This window comes from Pseudomonas saxonica (assembly GCF_007858365.1).
GTDB classification, from domain to species: domain Bacteria; phylum Pseudomonadota; class Gammaproteobacteria; order Pseudomonadales; family Pseudomonadaceae; genus Aquipseudomonas; species Aquipseudomonas saxonica.
In genome coordinates this window covers 75,194-93,906 of record NZ_VFIO01000010.1, presented here as the reverse complement: position 1 = coordinate 93,906, position 18,713 = coordinate 75,194, and the positions used below count along the sequence as shown (strand labels likewise).

The 18,713-nt window shown below is 58.9% G+C and carries 13 protein-coding genes; 4 read left to right on the top strand and 9 right to left on the bottom strand.

Going from position 1 to position 18,713, the window contains the following annotated elements; genetic code table 11:
• Window positions 1–153: 153 nt before the first annotated feature.
• From FJD38_RS20235 to FJD38_RS20225, 3 genes are read left to right on the top strand one after another with little or no spacing between them, the layout of a single operon-like run.
• Window positions 154–3,375: an efflux RND transporter permease subunit gene (locus tag FJD38_RS20235; RefSeq protein WP_146387137.1), complete on the top strand. Its 3,222-nt coding sequence runs from the start codon at window positions 154–156 to the stop codon at window positions 3,373–3,375.
• Window positions 3,365–4,531 carry an efflux RND transporter periplasmic adaptor subunit gene (locus FJD38_RS20230; protein ID WP_122782105.1) on the top strand — a complete coding sequence of 389 codons (1,167 nt, stop codon included), beginning with the start codon at window positions 3,365–3,367 and terminating at the stop codon, window positions 4,529–4,531. The genes FJD38_RS20235 and FJD38_RS20230 overlap by 11 nt, the downstream gene beginning before the upstream one ends.
• Window positions 4,515–5,927 (top strand): efflux transporter outer membrane subunit, encoded by a 1,413-nt coding sequence (locus FJD38_RS20225; protein ID WP_146387135.1) that lies wholly within the window; start codon window positions 4,515–4,517, stop codon window positions 5,925–5,927. Before FJD38_RS20230 ends, FJD38_RS20225 begins: the two co-directional genes overlap by 17 nt.
• Here the strand turns inward: FJD38_RS20225 and FJD38_RS20220 are convergent.
• The 9 genes from FJD38_RS20220 to FJD38_RS20180 all read right to left on the bottom strand — a co-directional run bounded on the left by FJD38_RS20220 (window position 5,924) and on the right by FJD38_RS20180 (window position 16,673).
• Window positions 5,924–8,557: a T6SS phospholipase effector Tle1-like catalytic domain-containing protein gene (locus FJD38_RS20220; RefSeq protein ID WP_244302777.1), complete on the bottom strand. Its 2,634-nt coding sequence runs from the start codon at window positions 8,555–8,557 to the stop codon at window positions 5,924–5,926. The two genes, FJD38_RS20225 and FJD38_RS20220, sit on opposite strands and share 4 nt — an antisense overlap.
• Window positions 8,542–9,078, bottom strand: a complete 537-nt coding sequence (gene tli1a, locus FJD38_RS20215) for a Tli1a family immunity protein (RefSeq protein WP_244302776.1) — start codon at window positions 9,076–9,078, stop codon at window positions 8,542–8,544. Before tli1a (FJD38_RS20215) ends, FJD38_RS20220 begins: the two co-directional genes overlap by 16 nt.
• On the bottom strand, window positions 9,063–9,599 hold the full coding sequence (gene tli1a, locus FJD38_RS20210; RefSeq protein ID WP_244302775.1) for a Tli1a family immunity protein: 537 nt from the start codon (window positions 9,597–9,599) through the stop codon (window positions 9,063–9,065). The genes tli1a (FJD38_RS20215) and tli1a (FJD38_RS20210) overlap by 16 nt, the downstream gene beginning before the upstream one ends.
• A complete protein-coding gene (gene tli1a / locus FJD38_RS20205) occupies window positions 9,584–10,120 on the bottom strand; it encodes a Tli1a family immunity protein (RefSeq protein WP_244302774.1) in 537 nt (178 codons plus the stop codon). The genes tli1a (FJD38_RS20210) and tli1a (FJD38_RS20205) overlap by 16 nt, the downstream gene beginning before the upstream one ends.
• Complete coding sequence (tli1a, locus tag FJD38_RS20200; RefSeq protein ID WP_146387133.1) at window positions 10,105–10,623, bottom strand: Tli1a family immunity protein; 519 nt, start codon at window positions 10,621–10,623, stop codon at window positions 10,105–10,107. Before tli1a (FJD38_RS20200) ends, tli1a (FJD38_RS20205) begins: the two co-directional genes overlap by 16 nt.
• Entirely contained in the window at window positions 10,623–11,423 is an 801-nt protein-coding gene (gene tla1, locus FJD38_RS20195; protein WP_146387131.1) for a toxin Tle1 chaperone Tla1, read from the bottom strand. Before tla1 ends, tli1a (FJD38_RS20200) begins: the two co-directional genes overlap by 1 nt.
• Window positions 11,424–11,483: 60 nt before the next feature.
• Window positions 11,484–13,583, bottom strand: a complete 2,100-nt coding sequence (gene tssI / locus FJD38_RS20190; protein ID WP_146387129.1) for a type VI secretion system tip protein TssI/VgrG — start codon at window positions 13,581–13,583, stop codon at window positions 11,484–11,486.
• A 284-nt stretch (window positions 13,584–13,867) separates the two neighbouring features.
• The gene (locus FJD38_RS20185; RefSeq protein WP_146387127.1) at window positions 13,868–15,145 is read right to left on the bottom strand and encodes a Zn-dependent hydrolase; all 1,278 of its coding nucleotides are present in this window, start codon (window positions 15,143–15,145) and stop codon (window positions 13,868–13,870) included.
• A 40-nt stretch (window positions 15,146–15,185) separates the two neighbouring features.
• Window positions 15,186–16,673: an NCS1 family nucleobase:cation symporter-1 gene (locus FJD38_RS20180; protein WP_146387125.1), complete on the bottom strand. Its 1,488-nt coding sequence runs from the start codon at window positions 16,671–16,673 to the stop codon at window positions 15,186–15,188.
• Between the two features lie 594 nt (window positions 16,674–17,267).
• Between FJD38_RS20180 and hydA the strand changes: the two genes are divergently transcribed.
• On the top strand, window positions 17,268–18,707 hold the full coding sequence (gene hydA / locus FJD38_RS20175) for a dihydropyrimidinase (protein WP_146387123.1): 1,440 nt from the start codon (window positions 17,268–17,270) through the stop codon (window positions 18,705–18,707).
• The last annotated feature ends 6 nt before the right edge of the window (window positions 18,708–18,713 follow it).

Genomic DNA, 18,713 nt, shown 5'->3' with positions numbered 1-18,713 from the left:
GCTTGGTGCTCACCCCGCGTTACGCCAAATGAATGAATATGAAGGGATTTTCAGCGCTTTTCTAAAGGAACCTTCACGTAGCTGAAAGGTGATCGTTAAGTGTGGACGGTAAGACTGCCCGGGTTTGCAATTCCACTCCCCGGAGGTTCAAGCATGCTCGGGCTGGTAAAGACCGCACTGCACAAGCCCTACACGTTCATCGTGTTGGCGATTTTCATCTGCATCATTGGGCCGCTGGCTGCCGTTCGCACCCCCACCGATGTGTTCCCCGACATTGGCATTCCGGTCGTCGCCGTGGTGTGGCAATACACCGGCCTGGCGCCCGCAGACATGGCGGGCCGAGTGATCTATACCTACGAGCGCTCACTGAGTACCACCGTCAACGACATCGAACACATCGAGTCGCAGTCATTGCCCGGTATGGGCATCGTGAAAATTTTCTTTCAGCCTGGCGTCGATATTCGTACGGCCAACGCGCAAGTGACCGCCGTGTCACAAACCGTGCTCAAGCAGATGCCGCCTGGCATCACCCCGCCGCTGATTCTTAACTACAGCGCCTCCACGGTGCCGATTCTGCAAATGGCGTTTTCCAGCCCCACGCTGTCGGAAGCCAAAATTCGAGACCTGGTGCAGAACAATATTCGCTTGCCCCTCAGCTCGCTGCCCGGTCTGGCCATGCCGACGCCGATGGGTGGCAAGCAGCGCCAGATCACTCTCGACCTCGACCCTCAAGCCTTGGCCGCCAAGGGCCTGTCGGCGCAGGACGTGGGCGCTGCACTGGCCGCGCAAAACCAGATTATCCCCGTGGGCACGGCCAAACTGGGCACCTACGAATACACGGTGATGCTCAACAACAGCCCCAAGGCCATCGACGAACTCAACGACCTCCCCATCAAGACCGTCAACGGCGCGCTGATCACCATCGGCCAGGTGGCTCACGTGCGGGACGGCTCCCCGCCACAAACCAATATCGTGCGGGTCGACGGCCACCGTGCCGTGCTGATGCCTGCGTTGAAGAACGGCAACATCTCGACCTTGTCGATTGTCGACGGCATTCGCGCCATGTTGCCGCGCATCAACGAAACCTTGCCGCCGTCGCTGAAAACCTCGCTGCTGGGCGACGCCTCGGTGTTCGTCAAACAGTCGGTGGGCAGTGTCGCGCAGGAAGGCATTATTGCCGCGCTGCTGACCAGCGCGATGATTCTGCTATTCCTCGGCAGTTGGCGTTCAACCCTGATCATTGCCGTGTCGATTCCACTGGCGGTTTTGTCAGCCATCGCCCTGCTGGCCCTCAGCGGTCAGACCCTGAACGTCATGACCCTCGGCGGGCTGGCGTTGGCCGTGGGGATATTGGTGGACGATGCGACCGTGACCATTGAGAACATTAACTGGCACCTTGAGCAAGGCAAGTCGGTGCGCGAGGCCATTCTCGACGGGGCCAAACAGATTGTCGGGCCGGCCTTTGTGTCGCTGCTGTGTATCTGCATCGTGTTTGTGCCCATGTTCATGTTGCAAGGCATTGCCGGTTATCTGTTCCGTCCAATGGCGCTGTCGGTGATTTTCGCCATGGGCAGTTCGTTTATTCTGTCGCGCACCCTGGTGCCGACGCTGGCGATGTTCCTGCTCAAGCCTCATGTGCCCGAGCAAGGTGCGGGCCATCACCCCGAAGACGGCTACATCAATCACCACGAGGGCGACCAGCCCACTCAAGCGCACTCGGCCCCGGTGCGCGCCTTGTTGAATTTCCAGCAAGGTTTCGAGCGCCGCTTCTCGGCCGTGCGTGACGCCTATTACGCGGTACTGGAGCTGGCGCTGGCGCATCGCAAACGCTTTTTGCTGGGCTTTATGGCCTGCGTGCTGGCCTCGTTTGCCTTGCTGCCCAGCCTCGGCCAGGATTTCTTTCCGGCCACCGATGCCGGTGCGCTCGCGCTGCATGTGCGCCTGCCGCTGGGCACACGTATTGAAGAAAGTGCCGCCGATTTTGACCGGATCGAAGCACGCATTCGGCAAATCATCCCCGCTGATCAGTTGGACACGGTGATCGACAACATTGGTATTCCGTTGAGCGGGATCGACATGGCCTACAGCAGCAGCGGTACCATCGGCCCGCAAGATGGTGATATTCAGATCAGCCTCAAGGCCGATCACAGCCCGACGGCGGACTACGTCAAACGCTTGCGTGAAGCCTTGCCCGAGAGTTTCCCGGGCAGCCAGTTTGCCTTTATGCCCGCAGACATCAGCACCCAGATCCTCAACTTTGGTGCCCCGGCGCCGCTGGACATCAAAGTCTCAGGGCGCGATGACGCCGCCAACCGCGCCTACGCGCTGGAACTGCAACGCCGCCTGCAACACGTGCCCGGCATTGCCGACTTGCGCATTCAACAATCCGTGGGCTACCCGTCGCTGCAAGTCAACGTCGACCGCCTGCGGGCCAACGGGTTGGGGATTACCGAGCGTGACGTCACCAACAGCATGGTTGCCTCGCTGGCGGGCAGCTCGCAGGTGGCCCCGACCTTCTGGCTCAACCCGCAGAACGGGGTGTCTTACGGCGTGGTCGCCGCCACCCCGCAATACCGACTGGACAGCCTGCCCGCGCTGGAAGCCCTGCCTGTGACAGGCAGCAACGGTCAGTCACAAATCCTCGGCGGGCTGGCGACCATCACCCGGGTCGAAAGCCCGGCCGTGGTCACTCACTACAACATCCAGCCGACGCTGGACCTGTACGCCAATATCCAGGGCCGCGACTTGGGCGCTGTGGCCGCCGATGTGCAAAAAGTCATCGATGGTGCCGCCGACCTGCGGCCCAAAGGCGCGACCATCAGCCTGCACGGACAGATCGACGCCCTGCATGAAGCGTTCAGCGGGTTGAGCCTGGGTCTGCTCGGGGCGGTCGTGCTGATCTACCTGCTGATTGTGGTCAACTTCCAGTCCTGGCTTGATCCGTTTGTCATCATCACCGCCCTGCCCGCCGCACTGGCCGGGATTGTCTGGATGCTGTTCCTCAGTGGCACTTCGTTGTCGGTGCCCGCCCTGACCGGAGCCATCTTGTGCATGGGTGTGGCCACGGCCAACTCGATTCTGGTGGTCAGTTTCTGCCGCGAACGCCTGGCCGAACATGGGGATGCCCTGAAGGCCGCGCTCGAAGCGGGTTACACGCGCTTTCGCCCCGTGTGCATGACCGCGTTGGCCATGATGATCGGCATGCTGCCACTGGCCCTGTCAGAAGAACAGAACGCGCCTCTAGGACGCGCCGTCATCGGCGGCCTGATGCTGGCCACCGTTGCCACCCTGCTGTTCGTGCCCGTGGTGTTCAGCCTGGTGCACGGTCGTGAAAAAAATCGCGCTGCTGCTGGAGAAACTTCCCATGTCGTCTAATCAAAAAACCTCGCGCAAGCGTTTGATGGTGTTGGGCATCGGTGGCCTGACCCTGGCCGCCCTGCTGGTGGCCAATGGGCTGGCAGCGCGCACCCGTCATGAGCATGCCGTCGCCCGCTGGACCGAAGCCGCCGCCCTGCCTGTGGTCAGCGTGTTCCAGCCGGTACAAAACGCCCACGGTGACACCTTGCGCTTGCCCGCGCACCTTGAGGCCTGGAGCAAGGCGCCGATCCATGCCCGGGTCAACGGCTACCTGAAAAGCTGGCAAACCGACATCGGCAGCAAGGTCAAAGCCGGGCAGATTCTGGCGGTGATCGACAGCCCCGACCTTGACCAGCAAGTGGCGCAAACCCGCGCCCATATGCTGCAAGAGCAAGCCAACGCCGCGCTTGCCGCGACCACGGCCAGCCGCTGGCAAAACCTGCTGGCCAGTCATTCCGTGTCGCGACAGGAGGCCGACGAAAAACGCTCGGATGCCGCAGCGGCCAAGGCCAATGCCCAAGCCGCCGAAGCTGACTACGCACGGCTTTCGACACTGGAGGATTACAAAACCATTCGCGCACCGTTCGCGGGCACCATTACCGCGCGCAACACCGACATTGGCCAACTGATCAAGGCAGACACCGACAGCGACGCTGAGCTGTTTGATATTGCCGACACCCACCAACTGCGCCTCTACGTGCCAGTGCCGCAGAATTACGCCAGCGTGATTCGTCCCGGCATGCAAGTGCAACTCAGCGTGCCGGAGCATCCGGGGCAAACCTTTACGGCCCGGCTGATCGGTAACTCGACCTCGGTTGATCCGCGCTCAGGCACCTTGATGGCGCAATTTGTCGCGCTCAACCCCGGCGACGCGTTGATGCCCGGCGACTATGCCGAAGCGGTGCTGTCGATTCCGGCCGACACCCACGGCGTCAGCATCCCGGCCAGTGCCCTGATCTTTCGTGCCCAAGGCACGCAGGTGGCGGTGCTCGACAGTGCCCAGCACGTGCACTTGCAAGACATCCACATCGGCCTGGATCTGGGCGAACGGCTGGTGATCGATCAAGGCCTCAAGCCTGCCGACAGGGTGATCGACAACCCGCCTGATGCCTTGCGCGAAGGCGACTCGGTGAAATGTGCCGACACAGGAGCCACCCATGCAGCCAACGCTTAAACGTGGCGCAGTGTTGTTGGCGCTGGCCCTGCAGGGCTGTTCACTGGCGCCGACTTATATAACCCCGACGCTGGATTTGCCTCAACACTACCGTGAACAAACCAGTGATGGGCCGTGGCACAGCGCACAACCTGCCGACCAACTGTCACCGCATTGGTGGCGGGCGTATCAAAGCGAGCGCCTGAACGGCTTGCAACAGCGTTTGCAGACCGCCAACCCGAATCTGGCGGCTGCACTGGCGCATTACGATGCCGCTCAGGCCTACGCCGGCCAACTGCATGCCGGACTGTTCCCGCAGATAACCGCCAACGGCCAGCCGCTGCGTCAGCGTCAATCGGACAGCCGCCCATTGCGCGGCACCACTCAGCCGTCGATCTACAACAGCAACACGGCGGGTTTTGCATTGAGTTTTGACCTCGACCTCTGGGGCAAGATTCGCAATCAAGTGGCCGCCGGAGATGCCCAGGCGCAGGCGTCGGCTGACGACCTGGCCGTGGCACGATTAAGCCTGCAACGCCAGTTGGCCAGCCTGTACGTGCAACTTGACGGGCTGGACGCGCAACAACGCATCCTGTCTAAATCGCTGAATGATTACAGCCAGGCGCTGGAACTGACCCGCGCACGCTATCAAGGGCAGATTGCCTCAGAAATGGACCTGACCCGTGCGCAAAGCCAACTGGCCGAGGCCCAAGCGCAACTGGATGAGGTGCGCGGCCAACGCAACCTGAGCGAACACGCCATCGGTGAACTGGTGGGCGAACCCGCGAGCACGTTCCAGCTGCCGCCCAGTGAGCACCCGCTCAACCTGCCCGTCGCACCCAACAGCTTGCCCAGTTCCTTGCTGCAACGCCGCCCGGACATTGCGGCGGCCGAACGACGACTGTTTGCCGCCAATGCCGGGATTGGCGTCGCCAAGGCGGCGTGGTATCCCGACTTTAGCCTGACCGGGTTACTCGGGGGCCAGACCCAGGGCAGCGGTAACCTGTTGGCCGCGGCCAATCGGTTTTGGGCGTTGGGGCCGTTGGTGAACCTGCCCATCTTTGATGGCGGCCGCTTGAGTGCTCAAGAGCAGCAAGCCAAAGCCGAATTTGAAGAAGCCTCAGCTCACTACCACGCTCAGGTCTTGCAGGCGGTGCGCGAGGTGGAAGACAACCTGGCGCAACTGCGCGACCTGCAACAGGAAAACCTCGACGAACAGGCCGCGGCCAATGCAGCCCGACATACGCAAACCCTGGCCACCCACAGCTATGAAGCGGGGGCCGTGAGCTATCTGGATGTGGTCACGGCGCAGACTGCAGCCTTACAGGCCGAGCGTCAGGTGCAAGCGCTGCACACCCGCCAGCTTCAAGCCAGCGTTGGCTTGCTGACGGCACTGGGCGGAGGTTGGCAGGGTTAAGTCAGGCCTGAAGCGGCCTTCGCCTGCTCGATCCACAGGCGTTTTCGCTCCTCAAGCGCCTCGGCTTCCAGCAAGCGGCGTTTATCTTCCGGTGTAAGACTGGCCTGGTACGCCGCCTCTTCCTCGGCTTTTCGCACGGCCGCCGCAGCCAGCGCGGCGGCTAACACGTCTTGCAAGGCTGGGGTGGTCGCGGTGGTTTCGTCGAGGGCTGGCGGTAAAGGCAGTGAGTCGAGCAGTTTCAGCTTGCTGCCCGTCTCCTGAGTAAAGGCGCGAACGCCCTGGGTGTCTTCCAGCATCGGCAAGGCTATGCCGGTCAGGGTGTCGATGGCGCTGAATTCAGGCGCCCCGACTTTGCCGCGAAACACCGGCAGCCCCAATGAAGGCATCAACAGCCCGACCAGATAACGCGGGTCACGCCGCTTGATGCTCAAGCCCACACTGGCAATAGCGACGGCAACACCCACCACCTGCCCGGCCCGGGCCAGCAACGACAGCGCCTTGTTGCTCTCGTCGTCGAAGAAAATCGTGCGGTAGCGAAAGTAGTCGCTGAACGGTTCACGCTCGCCCAGCGATGAATGCATAAACCATGCGCGGGAATCGTGCACATAGTCATCGAACAGCGTCAGCACTTGCCTGGCCTCATCATTGAGCGGTTGATGGTCCTCGGTGAACAGCCGGAAGTAGGACCAATAGCCCGCCCTGCGCAGGTCATTGTACTGCTGGGCTTCGTCCTCCTCGTTGGTCAGATACACCAGCCCGCCGGCGGCCATATTGACGAACCGGCCCAAACTGAACATCTCGGAGTTTTCCGGCAATTGCCATTCGGTCAGGTAATCAATGCGGAATTCGTTCATGGCGGCCCTCAGCTGGGTATGGTCCAGCGAGGGCTCAAAAACTTTGGCGGTGTTGATGGCCGTGGGGGTGGACGCGCCGATGCGCTGTTCGAAGGCCAGCTTGGTCTGCTCATGCTCCACACGCTCTTCGCGCTCGCTGTCCGACCATTCGGGTAACGGCTGGCCGGAGCGAGCGGCCTGATCTTCAGCCAGCTGCATCCCATGCAACGCCTCGAATGCCTCGCGTTCTTTAGCGGTCATGTCGGGGCTTTCCCCAGGGTACTTACCGGAGACGTGAGAGAAAGCGGCTGAATCCTCGAACCAGTAACTGGCGTAACGGTGGATGCGCCAACCGGTGATCAGCCCGGCCTGATGTTCCATGGCGGTTTCCAACGGCCCGGGAATCAGGGTGTTGCGCCAGGTGTTGAAATGTTGGATGAGGGTTTCGCTAAGGCCATATTCAATCTCGGTCTCTTCATCCATCACCAGCCAAGGACTCCGCTCCCGTTGGTCAACATGAAGCGCCTCTCTGGGGGCCTGCAACGGCGCACCTACTTTGTAGGCTTCACTGAACATATGGTGCAAGGCGATTTGCGAAAGTACCTCATGGCTACCTTCCCGTGATTTGCCCTGATCCCCCGGCGGATAGCCTCCACCCACATCCGAGTGCATGCCGGGGTACAGGTATTCAACGGTGCCATTGCGATAGGTCGAGGGGCATAGCGGATCGTCAGGTCGCGCTTTGCGTCGTATCGAATCCAGTGGGAAACAGGCGCGCTGCTCATGGGCCGAAACCAGATGCACGCAACGCTCCAGAAACACTTCCGAATCCGACAGCCGCAGTGAGTCGTCAGCCCAGCCCATATGCCCGCTGGCAAACGGCGCCAGATACGCCACCCCCACTGACGCCACCGTATCGAACAGCCCCATAAAGGCAATGCTGATGGGCAACCCGGCAAACAGGTAGCAGGTTTCACCCTCGACCTCGACCTTGGTCAACGCCTCCAGCCAATTGGCGAATGCCCGCGCTTCGGCAGCACCGCGAGAAAAGCCGTACACGTACAGACGCATAGCCTTGATCAGCGGGGCGGTTTTCAGGCGGTTCTGCAATTCGACCTTTTGTTGCAACTCGCGAATCGGGCCTTCAAGGACTGCCTTGCGCCGGGCATAACCGTCGCTGACAAGTGAAGCCCCCAAGGCATCCATGCCCACAGACGTGCCCATTTTCTGGATAAGTGCGTAGGCAGCTTTGGGGAGAAGAGGTCCTTCATTACAAGCGACCTTCAATACATCCAGCAGCCGGGTCAGCCCCCAGTTAATACGATTTTCGCCTCCGGTGGCCATGCTCAGCCCCGAATCACTCGGCCCGAACTCATGAATTTCCTTGAACTCAGTCCCGACCCCAGGGATGTAATAGCGAAAGAAAGCCTCATCGCTGACAAGGGTTGGGGGCTGACCTTCCATATCACCCAGGCTGGCGTGAAATAAACGCGCCACATTGCTGGTCGTAGGTGGCTTACTCAATTTATCTGACGGCTCATGGTTATTGGTGCCGTCAAAGCACAGCGTAATTTTCAGTACATCCATACAGGGCGGACCAACATAAAACCGGCGTGCAGCCCGCGCAGCCCGCTCGGTTTCAATCGCGATCTGACGTTCCACTTTGCGCTGCGCGATGCCATTATCGGCCACCTGCTGAGGATGCGAAGGTAACAACCCCTTTAAGGGAAATTCAGGAGTCATCGCCAGAGGTTCCGCTGGAGGGCGTTTGTCGAGCGTATTCAAGGAGTCGGACATGTGCTGGGCACTTCCATTCGGCGGGGAAAGTTATAGGGGTAACCGGGCATGCCGGGCAGTTGCGCAACAGCCGACACCACCACTTGATCGCAAGGCAGAAAATGCACATCAACGACGCCTAGCTCTTGGTAGGGTGCAACTTCAACGACAGCGCGGTGACGGGTGTATTTACTTTGATGTCCTTTCATGAGTGCACTCCAGGCATCAGAAAACAATGGCTCTGACCAATTCGCATAATCATGAGGAGAAGGATCCTTCTCCCACTCCACTACCACCGTCAGCCCTTCGCGCCATTGCACCGGCAACATCGCACAGCACATCTGGCTACGCGGGCCACCGCCATAGGGGCCGAGGTTCGGGCCTCCGCCGCCGTTGACGCTGAAATGATTGATGGCGGCCGAAGTGTGGTTAATCCCGGAAACAGGCGCACCCAACATCGTCGGTCTGGACTCGACACAGCCTTGCAGCAAGAGGCTGGCCGCCAGCAGCAGAAATGCGCGGCAAATCATGGTGTCGGGCATATGCTGGGCACTTCCATTCGGCGGGGAAAGTTATAGGGGTAACCGGGCATGCCGGGCAGTTGCGCAACAGCCGACACCACCACTTGGTCACAGGGCAGAAAATGCACATCAACGACACCCAGCTCTTGGTAGGGTGCAACTTCAACGACAGCGCGGTGACGGGTGTTTTTTTTACGCATTTCCTTCATTCGTGCACGCCAAGCATCTGAAAACAGAGGTTCTGACAAAGAGGCGTAATCGTAAGGCGACGGATCCTTCTCCCACTCCACCACCACGGTCAGTCCTTCGCGCCATTGCACCGGCAACATCGCACAGCACATCTGGCTACCCGGGCCACCGCCATAGGGGCCTAGGTTCGGGCCTCCGCCGCCGTTTACGCTGAAATAATTGATGGCGGCCGAAGTGTGGTTAATCCCTGAAACAGGCGCCCCCAACATCGTCGGTCTGGACTCGACACAGCCTTGCAGCAACAGGCTGGCCGCCAGCAGCAGAAATGCGCGGCAAATCATGGTGTCGGGCATATGCTGGGCACTTCCATTCGGCGGGGAAAGTTATAGGGGTGACCACTGAGACCTTCATAGGTCGGGCTGGCAGAAACCTTGACCTGATCGCAAGGCAAGAAATGCACGGTGACCAGCCCCAGTTGCTTGTAAGGCGCTACTTCAACAACTGCGCGGTGACGGATGTATTTGCTTTGATGCTCTTTTGCAGCTGCGAACCAGCCTGCTGAATAGCGAGGTTTTGGCCAATTCACCGAAGCTCCCACATTCGGATCCTTCTCCCACTCCACTACCACCGTCAGACCTTCGCGCCATTGCACTGGCAACATCGCACAGCACATCTGGCTACGCGGGCCACCGCCGAAGGGGCCGATGTTCGGACCGCCACCGCCGTTAACGCTGAAATGGTTGATGGCGGCTGAAGTGTGGTTAACCCCAGAAATCGAAGCCCCCAACATCGTCGGCTGCGACTCGACACAGCCTTGCAGCAACAGGCTGGCCGCCAGCAGCAGAAATACGCGGCAAATCATGGTGCGGGGCATGTGCTGGGCACTTCCATTCGGCGGGGATATTGATAAGGATGCTCAGAAAGCCAGGCGTAGGTCGTACCAGCTGCAACTTTGACTTGATCGCAGGGCAGGAAATGCACGGTGACAACACCCAGTTCTTGATAAGGGGCCACCTCAACCACTGCTCTATGTTGGGTGTATTTCGCAGCATGTTGTTTATAAACAGCTCGATAAGCATCAGTGCCTAATGGGGGCCAACCCAAAGAAGCCCCCACGTTAGGATCTTTCTCCCACTCCACAACAACCGTCAGCCCTTCGCGCCATTGCCGTGGCAGCACAGCGCAACACACTTGCGTACCTCCACCGCCATAAGGGCCAATATTGTGGCCACCATTGCGGTTGACGCTAAAACGGTTGATGGCGGCTGAGGTGTGGTTGATGCCTTCTATCGGCGCCCCCAACATCGTCGGCCGCGACTCGACACAGCCTTGCAGCAACAGGCAGACCACAAGCGCAACGGGCAGACAGCGCTTCATCACGAGCGCCCATGATCAAGCATGTTTCTGGGAGTGTTGGTGGCCAGCCACTGTTGAACAAAGGCTTCTCTGTCGGCGTCTTGTACGCGCTCGCGCAACGCAGCCAGATGGCCTTCGAACAGCACGTGCAGCCAGTCTTCGAACGCTGTAAAACCATGACGACCCGATGCTCTTCGCTCAAGGTGCCACTGCTCGGCCAAGGTCCAGGCCTGCATATAGCCCATCTGTTCATCACTGAGGCTCAGCACTGCCGACGGAATATCACCGGGGGCTGATGGGTGCCCGGCTACCGTGCGAACCCGCCCATCACGGCTTAGCCATAACCATTCAATCACCGGAGCATGAAAATAGTGGCGTTGAGAGGGATCAAGCATGAGGCTGACGGTGCCAAACAGCCGTGAATCGTAGTAGCGCAAAATGCCCGTGCACGCCCCTTTGCTCCATTGCGCCTGCGTACAGTCGCGCAAGTGCGCGGCTAGTTCAGGAAATTCCCAGCGACTCAACAGGTTCAGCGCACCGGCTTTTTTGTAGGACTGTTGCGTGAACGCTTTCAACCACTGGGCATGGGTTTCTATGTCCAGTTGCAAACGGACCAGCACTGGGCCCAGGGCCTTGCTTGCATGCTCGGGGGTCTGTTCAAACAACAGTGACTGCAACGGTGGCGGTTCAAGGGCAGCGAGGGATTCACGCTGCGACTCACTGAACAGTGCTCCATCGATCAGCACGTCCAGATGGAACTGGCCTAGTGCTTGCACTTTGGTGTGCAGAAGTTCTGGCCATTCATTGGCATCCAGATACATAAAAACTCCTTGAATGTGGATCGTTGTTCGCAGTTTTCCCGGCGGCGCAACAGCCACGGGTCAACGTGGCACCAGTGGCTCGACCTTTTGGCTGGCTCGCACCAGGCATTTCTCGCACACATGGGCCGTGGCCTCAGTTGCTGGCACTAGTGCGTTGTGAGTAGCTAACCCCTGCGTGTCCATCAATTCGAGCAACCGCGCGGCGGTGGCTTGGGGCGTTTCCCCCGCCAACCCCGGCAAGGCCGGCACGGGGGCTGCACCGCTGACCGACGAGCCGCCGGGCAGGATCAAGGTGCTGCTGAAGATTCCGTCACTGGAAATCACTATGTGCTGCCCACCCGCTTTCAGGATCAGGCGGGCACCCGCGTCGATGACCACCTCAGCGCCCGCCTGCAAGTGCACTTGCTGACCGGCCATGACCGCAAACACCTGCCCGGTGCTGTTAACGCTGTTGCCGCCAACGGTGAGGTGGTCGTTGCTCAACAGTTGCACCTTGCGCTCGCCCGTGACGTGGTGGTGCTCTTCGGCGTTGAGCTGGCTGTAGCGGTTGCCATGGATCTGGCTGCGCTGCTCGTGCCCGACTTCAAGACGGTGGTCATGCTTGACCTGCTCCAGAAGGTCGCGCTCGGCGTGCACATAAATGTGCTCCGCGCCCTTGCGGTCTTCGATGCGCAGTTCATTGGAACCACCGCCCCCCGGCGAGCTGAGGGTTTTGAACACGCTTCGGGTTTTATGCGTCGGCAACTCGTAAGGCACGGTGTGGGTTTTGTTGTGCAGCGCACCCTGCAGAATCGGCCGGTCGCAATCACCCTCCAAAAATAAAATCACCACTTCCATGCCCACGCGCGGGAGCGTCTGACTGCCGTAGTGATGCCCCGCCCAGCTGCTGACGGTGCGCAACCAGCAACTGCTGTTGTCGTCGTCGATGCCGCGGCGGTCCCAATGGAAGCGCACTTTTATCCGGCCAAAGGCATCGCAAAAAATCTCTTCGCCGGGCGGACCGGTGACCACAGCGGTCTGGCCGGCCATCACCAGGGGCTTGGGGTGCTCAAGTTGCGGGCGGAAGGCCACCTCGCCGGGGATGGCTTCGAAGGTGTTGCGGTAGCCTTGAAAATCCGCACTCGGCCAGTCCAGGGCGCTGCCAGCCTGTTCTTGCAAAACTTGCGGCTGATAACCTTCGTGGTGAATCCGGGTCAACAGCCACAAATCACTGGGGCTGTAACGCCGATGGCCTTCAAGCGTCAGCAAGTGCCCTGACAGCAAACACGGCTCATCGCTGCTGCCATCGACGACACGCGCGCCCACTTGCAGACGCTCCAGGGTGCGCTGCACCTGGCGTTGACGCTGTCGCTCAGGCAAGGCGTGGGCCACATAGGCGTAATCTTCAAGGTGCGCATGGCCATCCACGGTGCCTGGCAGACCGCTGAGAAAGTCCGATTCCAGCGTGACATGGGGCCGCTCAAAATCGTAATCGCGCTGGGTGGCGCGGCGGGTGTGTATCTGCTGGCGTTCGCCCCAGCGCTTGATCGAGGGTTTATGGCCAGCCATGCCGTTTGCGGGCACGAATGGCATGGGCCGCGGCAGTTTGCCGAAATTCATCTGGGTGTCGCCAAACACCAGCACACAGCCGGTGGGGGAATGCCTGAAGTGAAAATGCCAGCCCTCTTCTTCGCACAGGCGACGAATGAAATGCAGGTCATCTTCGTTGTACTGGGTGCAGTATTCCCGGGGTTCGTAAACGGGGGGGCCGAGTTCAAACAGGACGTCCAGGGTCACCTGCAGGTGATGTTCCTTGAGCACCTGAGTGATGATCTGCTCAACGCTCAGGTTCTGGAAAATACGCTGGTTGACCCGCAGCGACAGGCTTTGCAAACGAGGTGTAAGGATTAATTGGTAATGACTGAGATCGGCGCTGGACTCACCCACGGCAAACTGCTGGATGTGGCCGAAGATGCCGTTGTTGTGGTCGTCAAAAGCCAAAAAGGCGGGTTGATGCAAAAAGCGTCCAGGGTCCAGATCGTCCTGGCGGCTGACCACATCAATAACAAAGCGGTAGGGTTGGCTGATGGCTTCATGGCCATCGAACTTCAATACGTCCAGCTCAAGGGGTAAACCCGGTACGGACAAGCGACTCCGTGACGGGTGGGAAGTTGGCGGCATCCGTGTCTCTCCTCGGAATACGAAGGAGACATGCCCTGCTCCCCCGTCAGTTTTGACTGGGGAGTTATTAGATAAGGCAAACAAACATCTGTATGTCGGACGGTTCCGTTCAGACAGTCAGATGGAAACGGTATTACTGTGGTGTGCAACTGACATCACAGCATCAATGTAGCCGCTGACGAGGCACGAAGGCTGCGATCGGCGGCAGAGCCGTCGCAAAACGGGCACACCGTGGTGCCCTCGTTTGCGACCGCTTCGCGCTCGATCGCAGCCTTCGGCAGCGGCTACAGGGTCCGCGCAAAACCTGTCGTCGCTGCCGCCAGCATCGCCTTGAGCAATACCGCACACCCTGCCGCCAAATCCTTGGGGTCGGCATTTTCGATTTCGTTGTGGCTGATGCCGCCTTCACACGGCACAAAGATCATCCCCGCCGGGCCCAGCTCGGCCAAAAAGATGGCGTCATGCCCTGCCCCGCTGACGATGTCCATGTTGGACAAGCCCAGTTCATTGGCCGCATCGCGCACGGCGTTGACGCAATCGGGGTTGAAGTACAACGGCGGAAAATCAGCTGTCGGGGTAAGGTCAAAGCTCAGGCCATGTTGCTCGCATGTGGCTTCGATGACCTGACGCACTTGCGCAATCATCGCGTCCAGTTGCTCGGGAATCAGATGACGAAAATCGAGGGTCATGCGCACTTCGCCGGGAATGACGTTGCGCGAGCCAGGATAGGCCTGCAAGCAGCCGACGGTCCCGCACGCATGGGGTTGATGGCCCAGCGCAGCCTTATTGACGGCCGCGACCACCGCGGCTGCGCCGACCAGCGCATCCTTGCGCAGGTGCATAGGCGTTGGCCCGGCGTGCGCTTCCACACCGCGCAGGTTGAGGTCGAACCATTTCTGGCCCAAGGCACCAAGCACCACGCCGATGGTTTTGCGCTCATCTTCCAGAATCGGCCCTTGCTCGATATGCGCCTCAAAATAGGCCCCTACCGGATGCCCGTTCACAGTTCTTTTGCCTGCGTAGCCGATGGCATTCAGTGCCTCACCGACGGTCACGCCATCGGCATCGGTTTTGGCCAGGGTTTCTTCCAGCGTGAATTTATCGGCAAATACCCCGGAGCCCATCATGCACGGGGCAAATCGCGAACCTTCTTCGTTGGTCCACACCACGACTTCCAGCGGTGCTTCAGTCTGAATATTCAAGTCATTAAGGCTGCGCAGCACTTCAACCCCGGCCAGCACGCCATAGCACCCGTCAAACTTGCCCCCCGTGGGCTGGGTGTCGATATGGCTGCCGGTCATCACGGGCGCCAGGTCGGGGTTGGTGCCCGGCCGCCGGGCGAAAATATTACCCACCGCATCGACGCTGACGGTACACCCCGCCTCTTCACACCAGCGCACAAACAAGTCGCGGGCCTGGCGGTCCAGGTCAGTAAGAGCGAGGCGACAGACGCCGCCTTTAGCGGTGGCACCCAGTTGCGCCAATTCCATCAATGAGGCCCACAGGCGCTCGCCATTGATGGTGCCGATGAGATGCTGCTGAAGGTCGTGTGCTGCGTTCATGGTGGTTTCCTCAGGCAGTTTTTATTGAATGTTTCATGCTTCAAATAGCGTTTTTGACGGCCGCCGTCTGTGGGCTGCTCAGGCGGAACAAGGCGTAATAAATGGCAGCGCCGAGCAGTGACCCGGTAAACCAGCCGAAATCGTAGAACCAGCTGAATGAACTGCTACCCAGCGACATCAACGTCAGGGCAACGGGCACGCCGAAGGCAATGAAACCGTTCCAGTTCCAGGCTGGGTAAACGCCATCGACATACAGCCCGGCAAGGTCAAGCCGTTGCTGACGGACGATAAAGTAGTCAACGACCATGATCCCGGCGATGGGCCCCAGCAGGCTGGAGTAGCCCAGCAACCAGTTGGAATACACGGTTTCGAGGCTGACATCCGAGACCAGCAGGCCCAGCTTTTTCAGTAACTCATGGGCCATCAGGGCCAGCCCGACCAGACCGGTCAATATCACGGCTTTGGTGCGGTTAATCAGCTTGGGCGCAATGTTCTGGAAGTCGTTGGTGGGTGAAACGATGTTGGCTGCGGTGTTGGTCGATAAGGTCGCGATGATGATCAAGGCCATGGCCAGCGCCACCCAGCCCGGACTCTGGATGTGGCCGATCAGGCTCACTGGATCTGAAACAGTCACGCCCACCAGTTTTTCGGAGGCCGCGGTCAACACCACACCCAACGCCGCAAACAGGAACATGGTCAGTGGCAAGCCCAAGACCTGCCCCAGAATCTGGTCTTTCTGGCTTTTAGCGTAACGGCTGAAATCCGGAATATTCAGCGACAAGGTCGCCCAAAAGCCGACCATGGCGGTCAAGCCGGCAAAGAAATAGCCATACACACTGGCTCCTTCAGGGCGCTTGGGTGGTTGAGCCATCAACTCGGTCATCGACACGTTAGGCAAGGCCCAGACCAGCAAACCGATACCCACCAGCACCAGCAAGGGTGCGGACAGGGTTTCGAGCCATTTGATCGACTCGGCACCGCGCAACACGACCCACAGATTGAGCGCCCAAAAAATCATGAAGCCGATCACCTCACCGATCCCGCCCAAACTTTTCCAGCCTTCGAATACCGACCCCAGAAACAGGTGAATGGCCAAACCGCCAAATAGCGTTTGAATGCCGAACCAGCCACACGCCACCAGCGCGCGAATCAGGCAGGGAACATTGGAGCCGATAATGCCGAAAGAAGAACGGAGTAAAACGGGAAAGGGAATGCCGTATTTAGTACCGGGAAAAGCATTGAGTGTCAGGGGGATCAAAACGACGATATTGGCCAACAAGATGGCCAGCAATGCTTCGCCCACACTTAGACCGAAGTAAGCCGTTAATACACCGCCCAATGTATAGGTGGGCACACATATAGACATACCGACCCATAACGCCGTGATATGCCATTTATTCCAGGTGCGCTCATGAACTTTGGTAGGCGCCATGTCGTGGTTATAGCGAGGACTTTCAAGAACTTCAGGGCCAGCGTCCAACTCGTACAAACCGTCCCGTTCGGTGACGTGTGATCTGCTCGATTGCATGCTCGTTCACTCTCTTTTTTTATGTTCTTTAAGCCCTGCGCTTTAACGCAATATGGCTCACTTGGCTGACACGGTTGATCCGGTAGTGCCAACCACAATCAAGAACTGTGCCGACTTGCCCGGTCCTTGCGATATTCCACGGCTCAACGGTGCAACTGTCTGGTTTAACAGCTAATAAACATTTGCCGAAATAGCACTCATTCTTATTAAGCGCCGGGTGTTACCCGCTTGTAAAAATTTCATATAACAAAACGAAACAAGTCGGTGCACGCTTATTAATTTCAAGTGCTTATCCCGTGCCACTCAGGGCACCTCAAACGCCTGATTTCGCATAAGAAACTTCGCTTATATTTGATTCCTGTCAAGTGCGTCAAAATGGTGAGTGCATGCACCATTTTGGATATTTACAGGATAAATACTTATAAAACAATGACTTATATTATTCATGAACAATTAAAAAAAAAGTTTGATCATTTCCCAACAACCCACTAGATTTCATTCCTGACACCAGTGACAGGAATTACACCTGCACCGTGCTGGTAATAACAACACTTAGAACCGGCATTTAGTCGGTCTGCCTGCGAGGAACTCCGTATGTCACTGTTAATCCGTGGCGCTACGCTTGTGACCCATGATGAAAGTTATTGCGCGGATGTTTATTGCGCTGACGGTCTAATCCGCGCCATTGGAACGAATCTTGATGTTCCGGCCGGGTGTGAAGTGCTTGATGGCAGCGGCCAATATTTGATTCCCGGCGGTATTGATCCGCACACTCACATGCAACTTCCGTTTATGGGCACGGTGGCCAGCGAGGACTTTTTCACGGGCACAGCGGCCGGTCTGGCAGGCGGCACAACCTCCATTATTGATTTTGTGATTCCCAACCCTCAGCAGTCTTTGCTGGAGGCATTCCATCAATGGCGGGGCTGGGCTGAGAAGTCCGCGTCGGACTACGGTTTTCATGTGGCAATCACTTGGTGGAGCGAACAAGTCCGCGAAGAAATGGCCGAACTGGTCAGCCACCACGGCATCAACAGCTTCAAACATTTTATGGCTTATAAAAACGCCATCATGGCCGCCGATGACACGTTGGTGGCCAGCTTCGAACGCTGCCTGGAACTGGGCGCAGTGCCCACGGTGCATGCTGAAAATGGCGAGCTGGTGTATCACTTGCAACGCAAGTTGCTGGCACAAGGCATGACCGGCCCTGAAGCGCATCCGTTGTCGCGCCCATCGCAAGTGGAAGGCGAAGCCGCCAGCCGGGCGATCCGCATCGCACAGACCATCGGCACGCCCTTGTATCTGGTGCACGTATCGACCCGTGAAGCGCTCGACGAAATCACTTACGCCCGCAGTCAGGGCCAGCCCGTGTATGGCGAAGTACTTGCGGGGCATTTGCTGCTGGACGAAAGCGTGTATCAGCACCCCGACTGGCAGACCGCAGCGGGCTACGTGATGAGCCCGCCCTTCCGCCCGCGCGGCCATCAAGAAGCCCTCTGGCATGGCCTTCAGTCCGGCAACCTGCACACCACGGCCACCGATCATTGCTGCTTTTGCGCTGAGCAAAAGGCGGCCGGTCGCGATAATTTCAGCCTGATCCCCAACGGCACAGCGGGCATTGAAGACCGCATGGCGGTGCTGTGGGATGAGGGGGTCAACACGGGCCGCCTGTCCATGCAGGAGTTTGTCGCACTGACGTCCACCAACACCGCCAAGATTTTCAACATGTACCCGCGCAAAGGTTCGATCCGCGTTGGCGCCGATGCGGATCTGGTGCTGTGGGACCCAGAGGGCACCCGTACCATTTCAGCGAAAACCCACCATCAAAAAGTCGATTTCAACATTTTTGAAGGCAAAACCGTGCGCGGTGTTCCGAGCCACACCATCAGCCAGGGTCGCGTGGTATGGGCTGATGGCGATTTACGGGCAGAGCGTGGCGCGGGTCGTTATATCGAACGTGCGCCCTACCCGGCGGTGTTTGACCTACTGAAAAAACGCGCCGAGCAGCACATCCCCGTGGCGGTTAAACGCTAAGTAGCA

Bases quoted from the DNA above. Each gene is read 5' to 3' on its own strand.
- FJD38_RS20235 (WP_146387137.1), top strand. From the start codon at position 154: ATGCTCGGGCTGGTAAAGACCGCACTGCACAAGCCCTACACGTTCATC.
- FJD38_RS20230 (WP_122782105.1), top strand. From the start codon at position 3,365: ATGTCGTCTAATCAAAAAACCTCGCGCAAGCGTTTGATGGTGTTGGGC.
- FJD38_RS20225 (WP_146387135.1), top strand. From the start codon at position 4,515: ATGCAGCCAACGCTTAAACGTGGCGCAGTGTTGTTGGCGCTGGCCCTG.
- FJD38_RS20220 (WP_244302777.1), bottom strand. From the start codon at position 8,557: ATGTCCGACTCCTTGAATACGCTCGACAAACGCCCTCCAGCGGAACCT.
- tli1a (WP_244302776.1), bottom strand. From the start codon at position 9,078: ATGCCCGACACCATGATTTGCCGCGCATTTCTGCTGCTGGCGGCCAGC.
- tli1a (WP_244302775.1), bottom strand. From the start codon at position 9,599: ATGCCCGACACCATGATTTGCCGCGCATTTCTGCTGCTGGCGGCCAGC.
- tli1a (WP_244302774.1), bottom strand. From the start codon at position 10,120: ATGCCCCGCACCATGATTTGCCGCGTATTTCTGCTGCTGGCGGCCAGC.
- tli1a (WP_146387133.1), bottom strand. From the start codon at position 10,623: ATGAAGCGCTGTCTGCCCGTTGCGCTTGTGGTCTGCCTGTTGCTGCAA.
- tla1 (WP_146387131.1), bottom strand. From the start codon at position 11,423: ATGTATCTGGATGCCAATGAATGGCCAGAACTTCTGCACACCAAAGTG.
- tssI (WP_146387129.1), bottom strand. From the start codon at position 13,583: ATGCCGCCAACTTCCCACCCGTCACGGAGTCGCTTGTCCGTACCGGGT.
- FJD38_RS20185 (WP_146387127.1), bottom strand. From the start codon at position 15,145: ATGAACGCAGCACACGACCTTCAGCAGCATCTCATCGGCACCATCAAT.
- FJD38_RS20180 (WP_146387125.1), bottom strand. From the start codon at position 16,673: ATGCAATCGAGCAGATCACACGTCACCGAACGGGACGGTTTGTACGAG.
- hydA (WP_146387123.1), top strand. From the start codon at position 17,268: ATGTCACTGTTAATCCGTGGCGCTACGCTTGTGACCCATGATGAAAGT.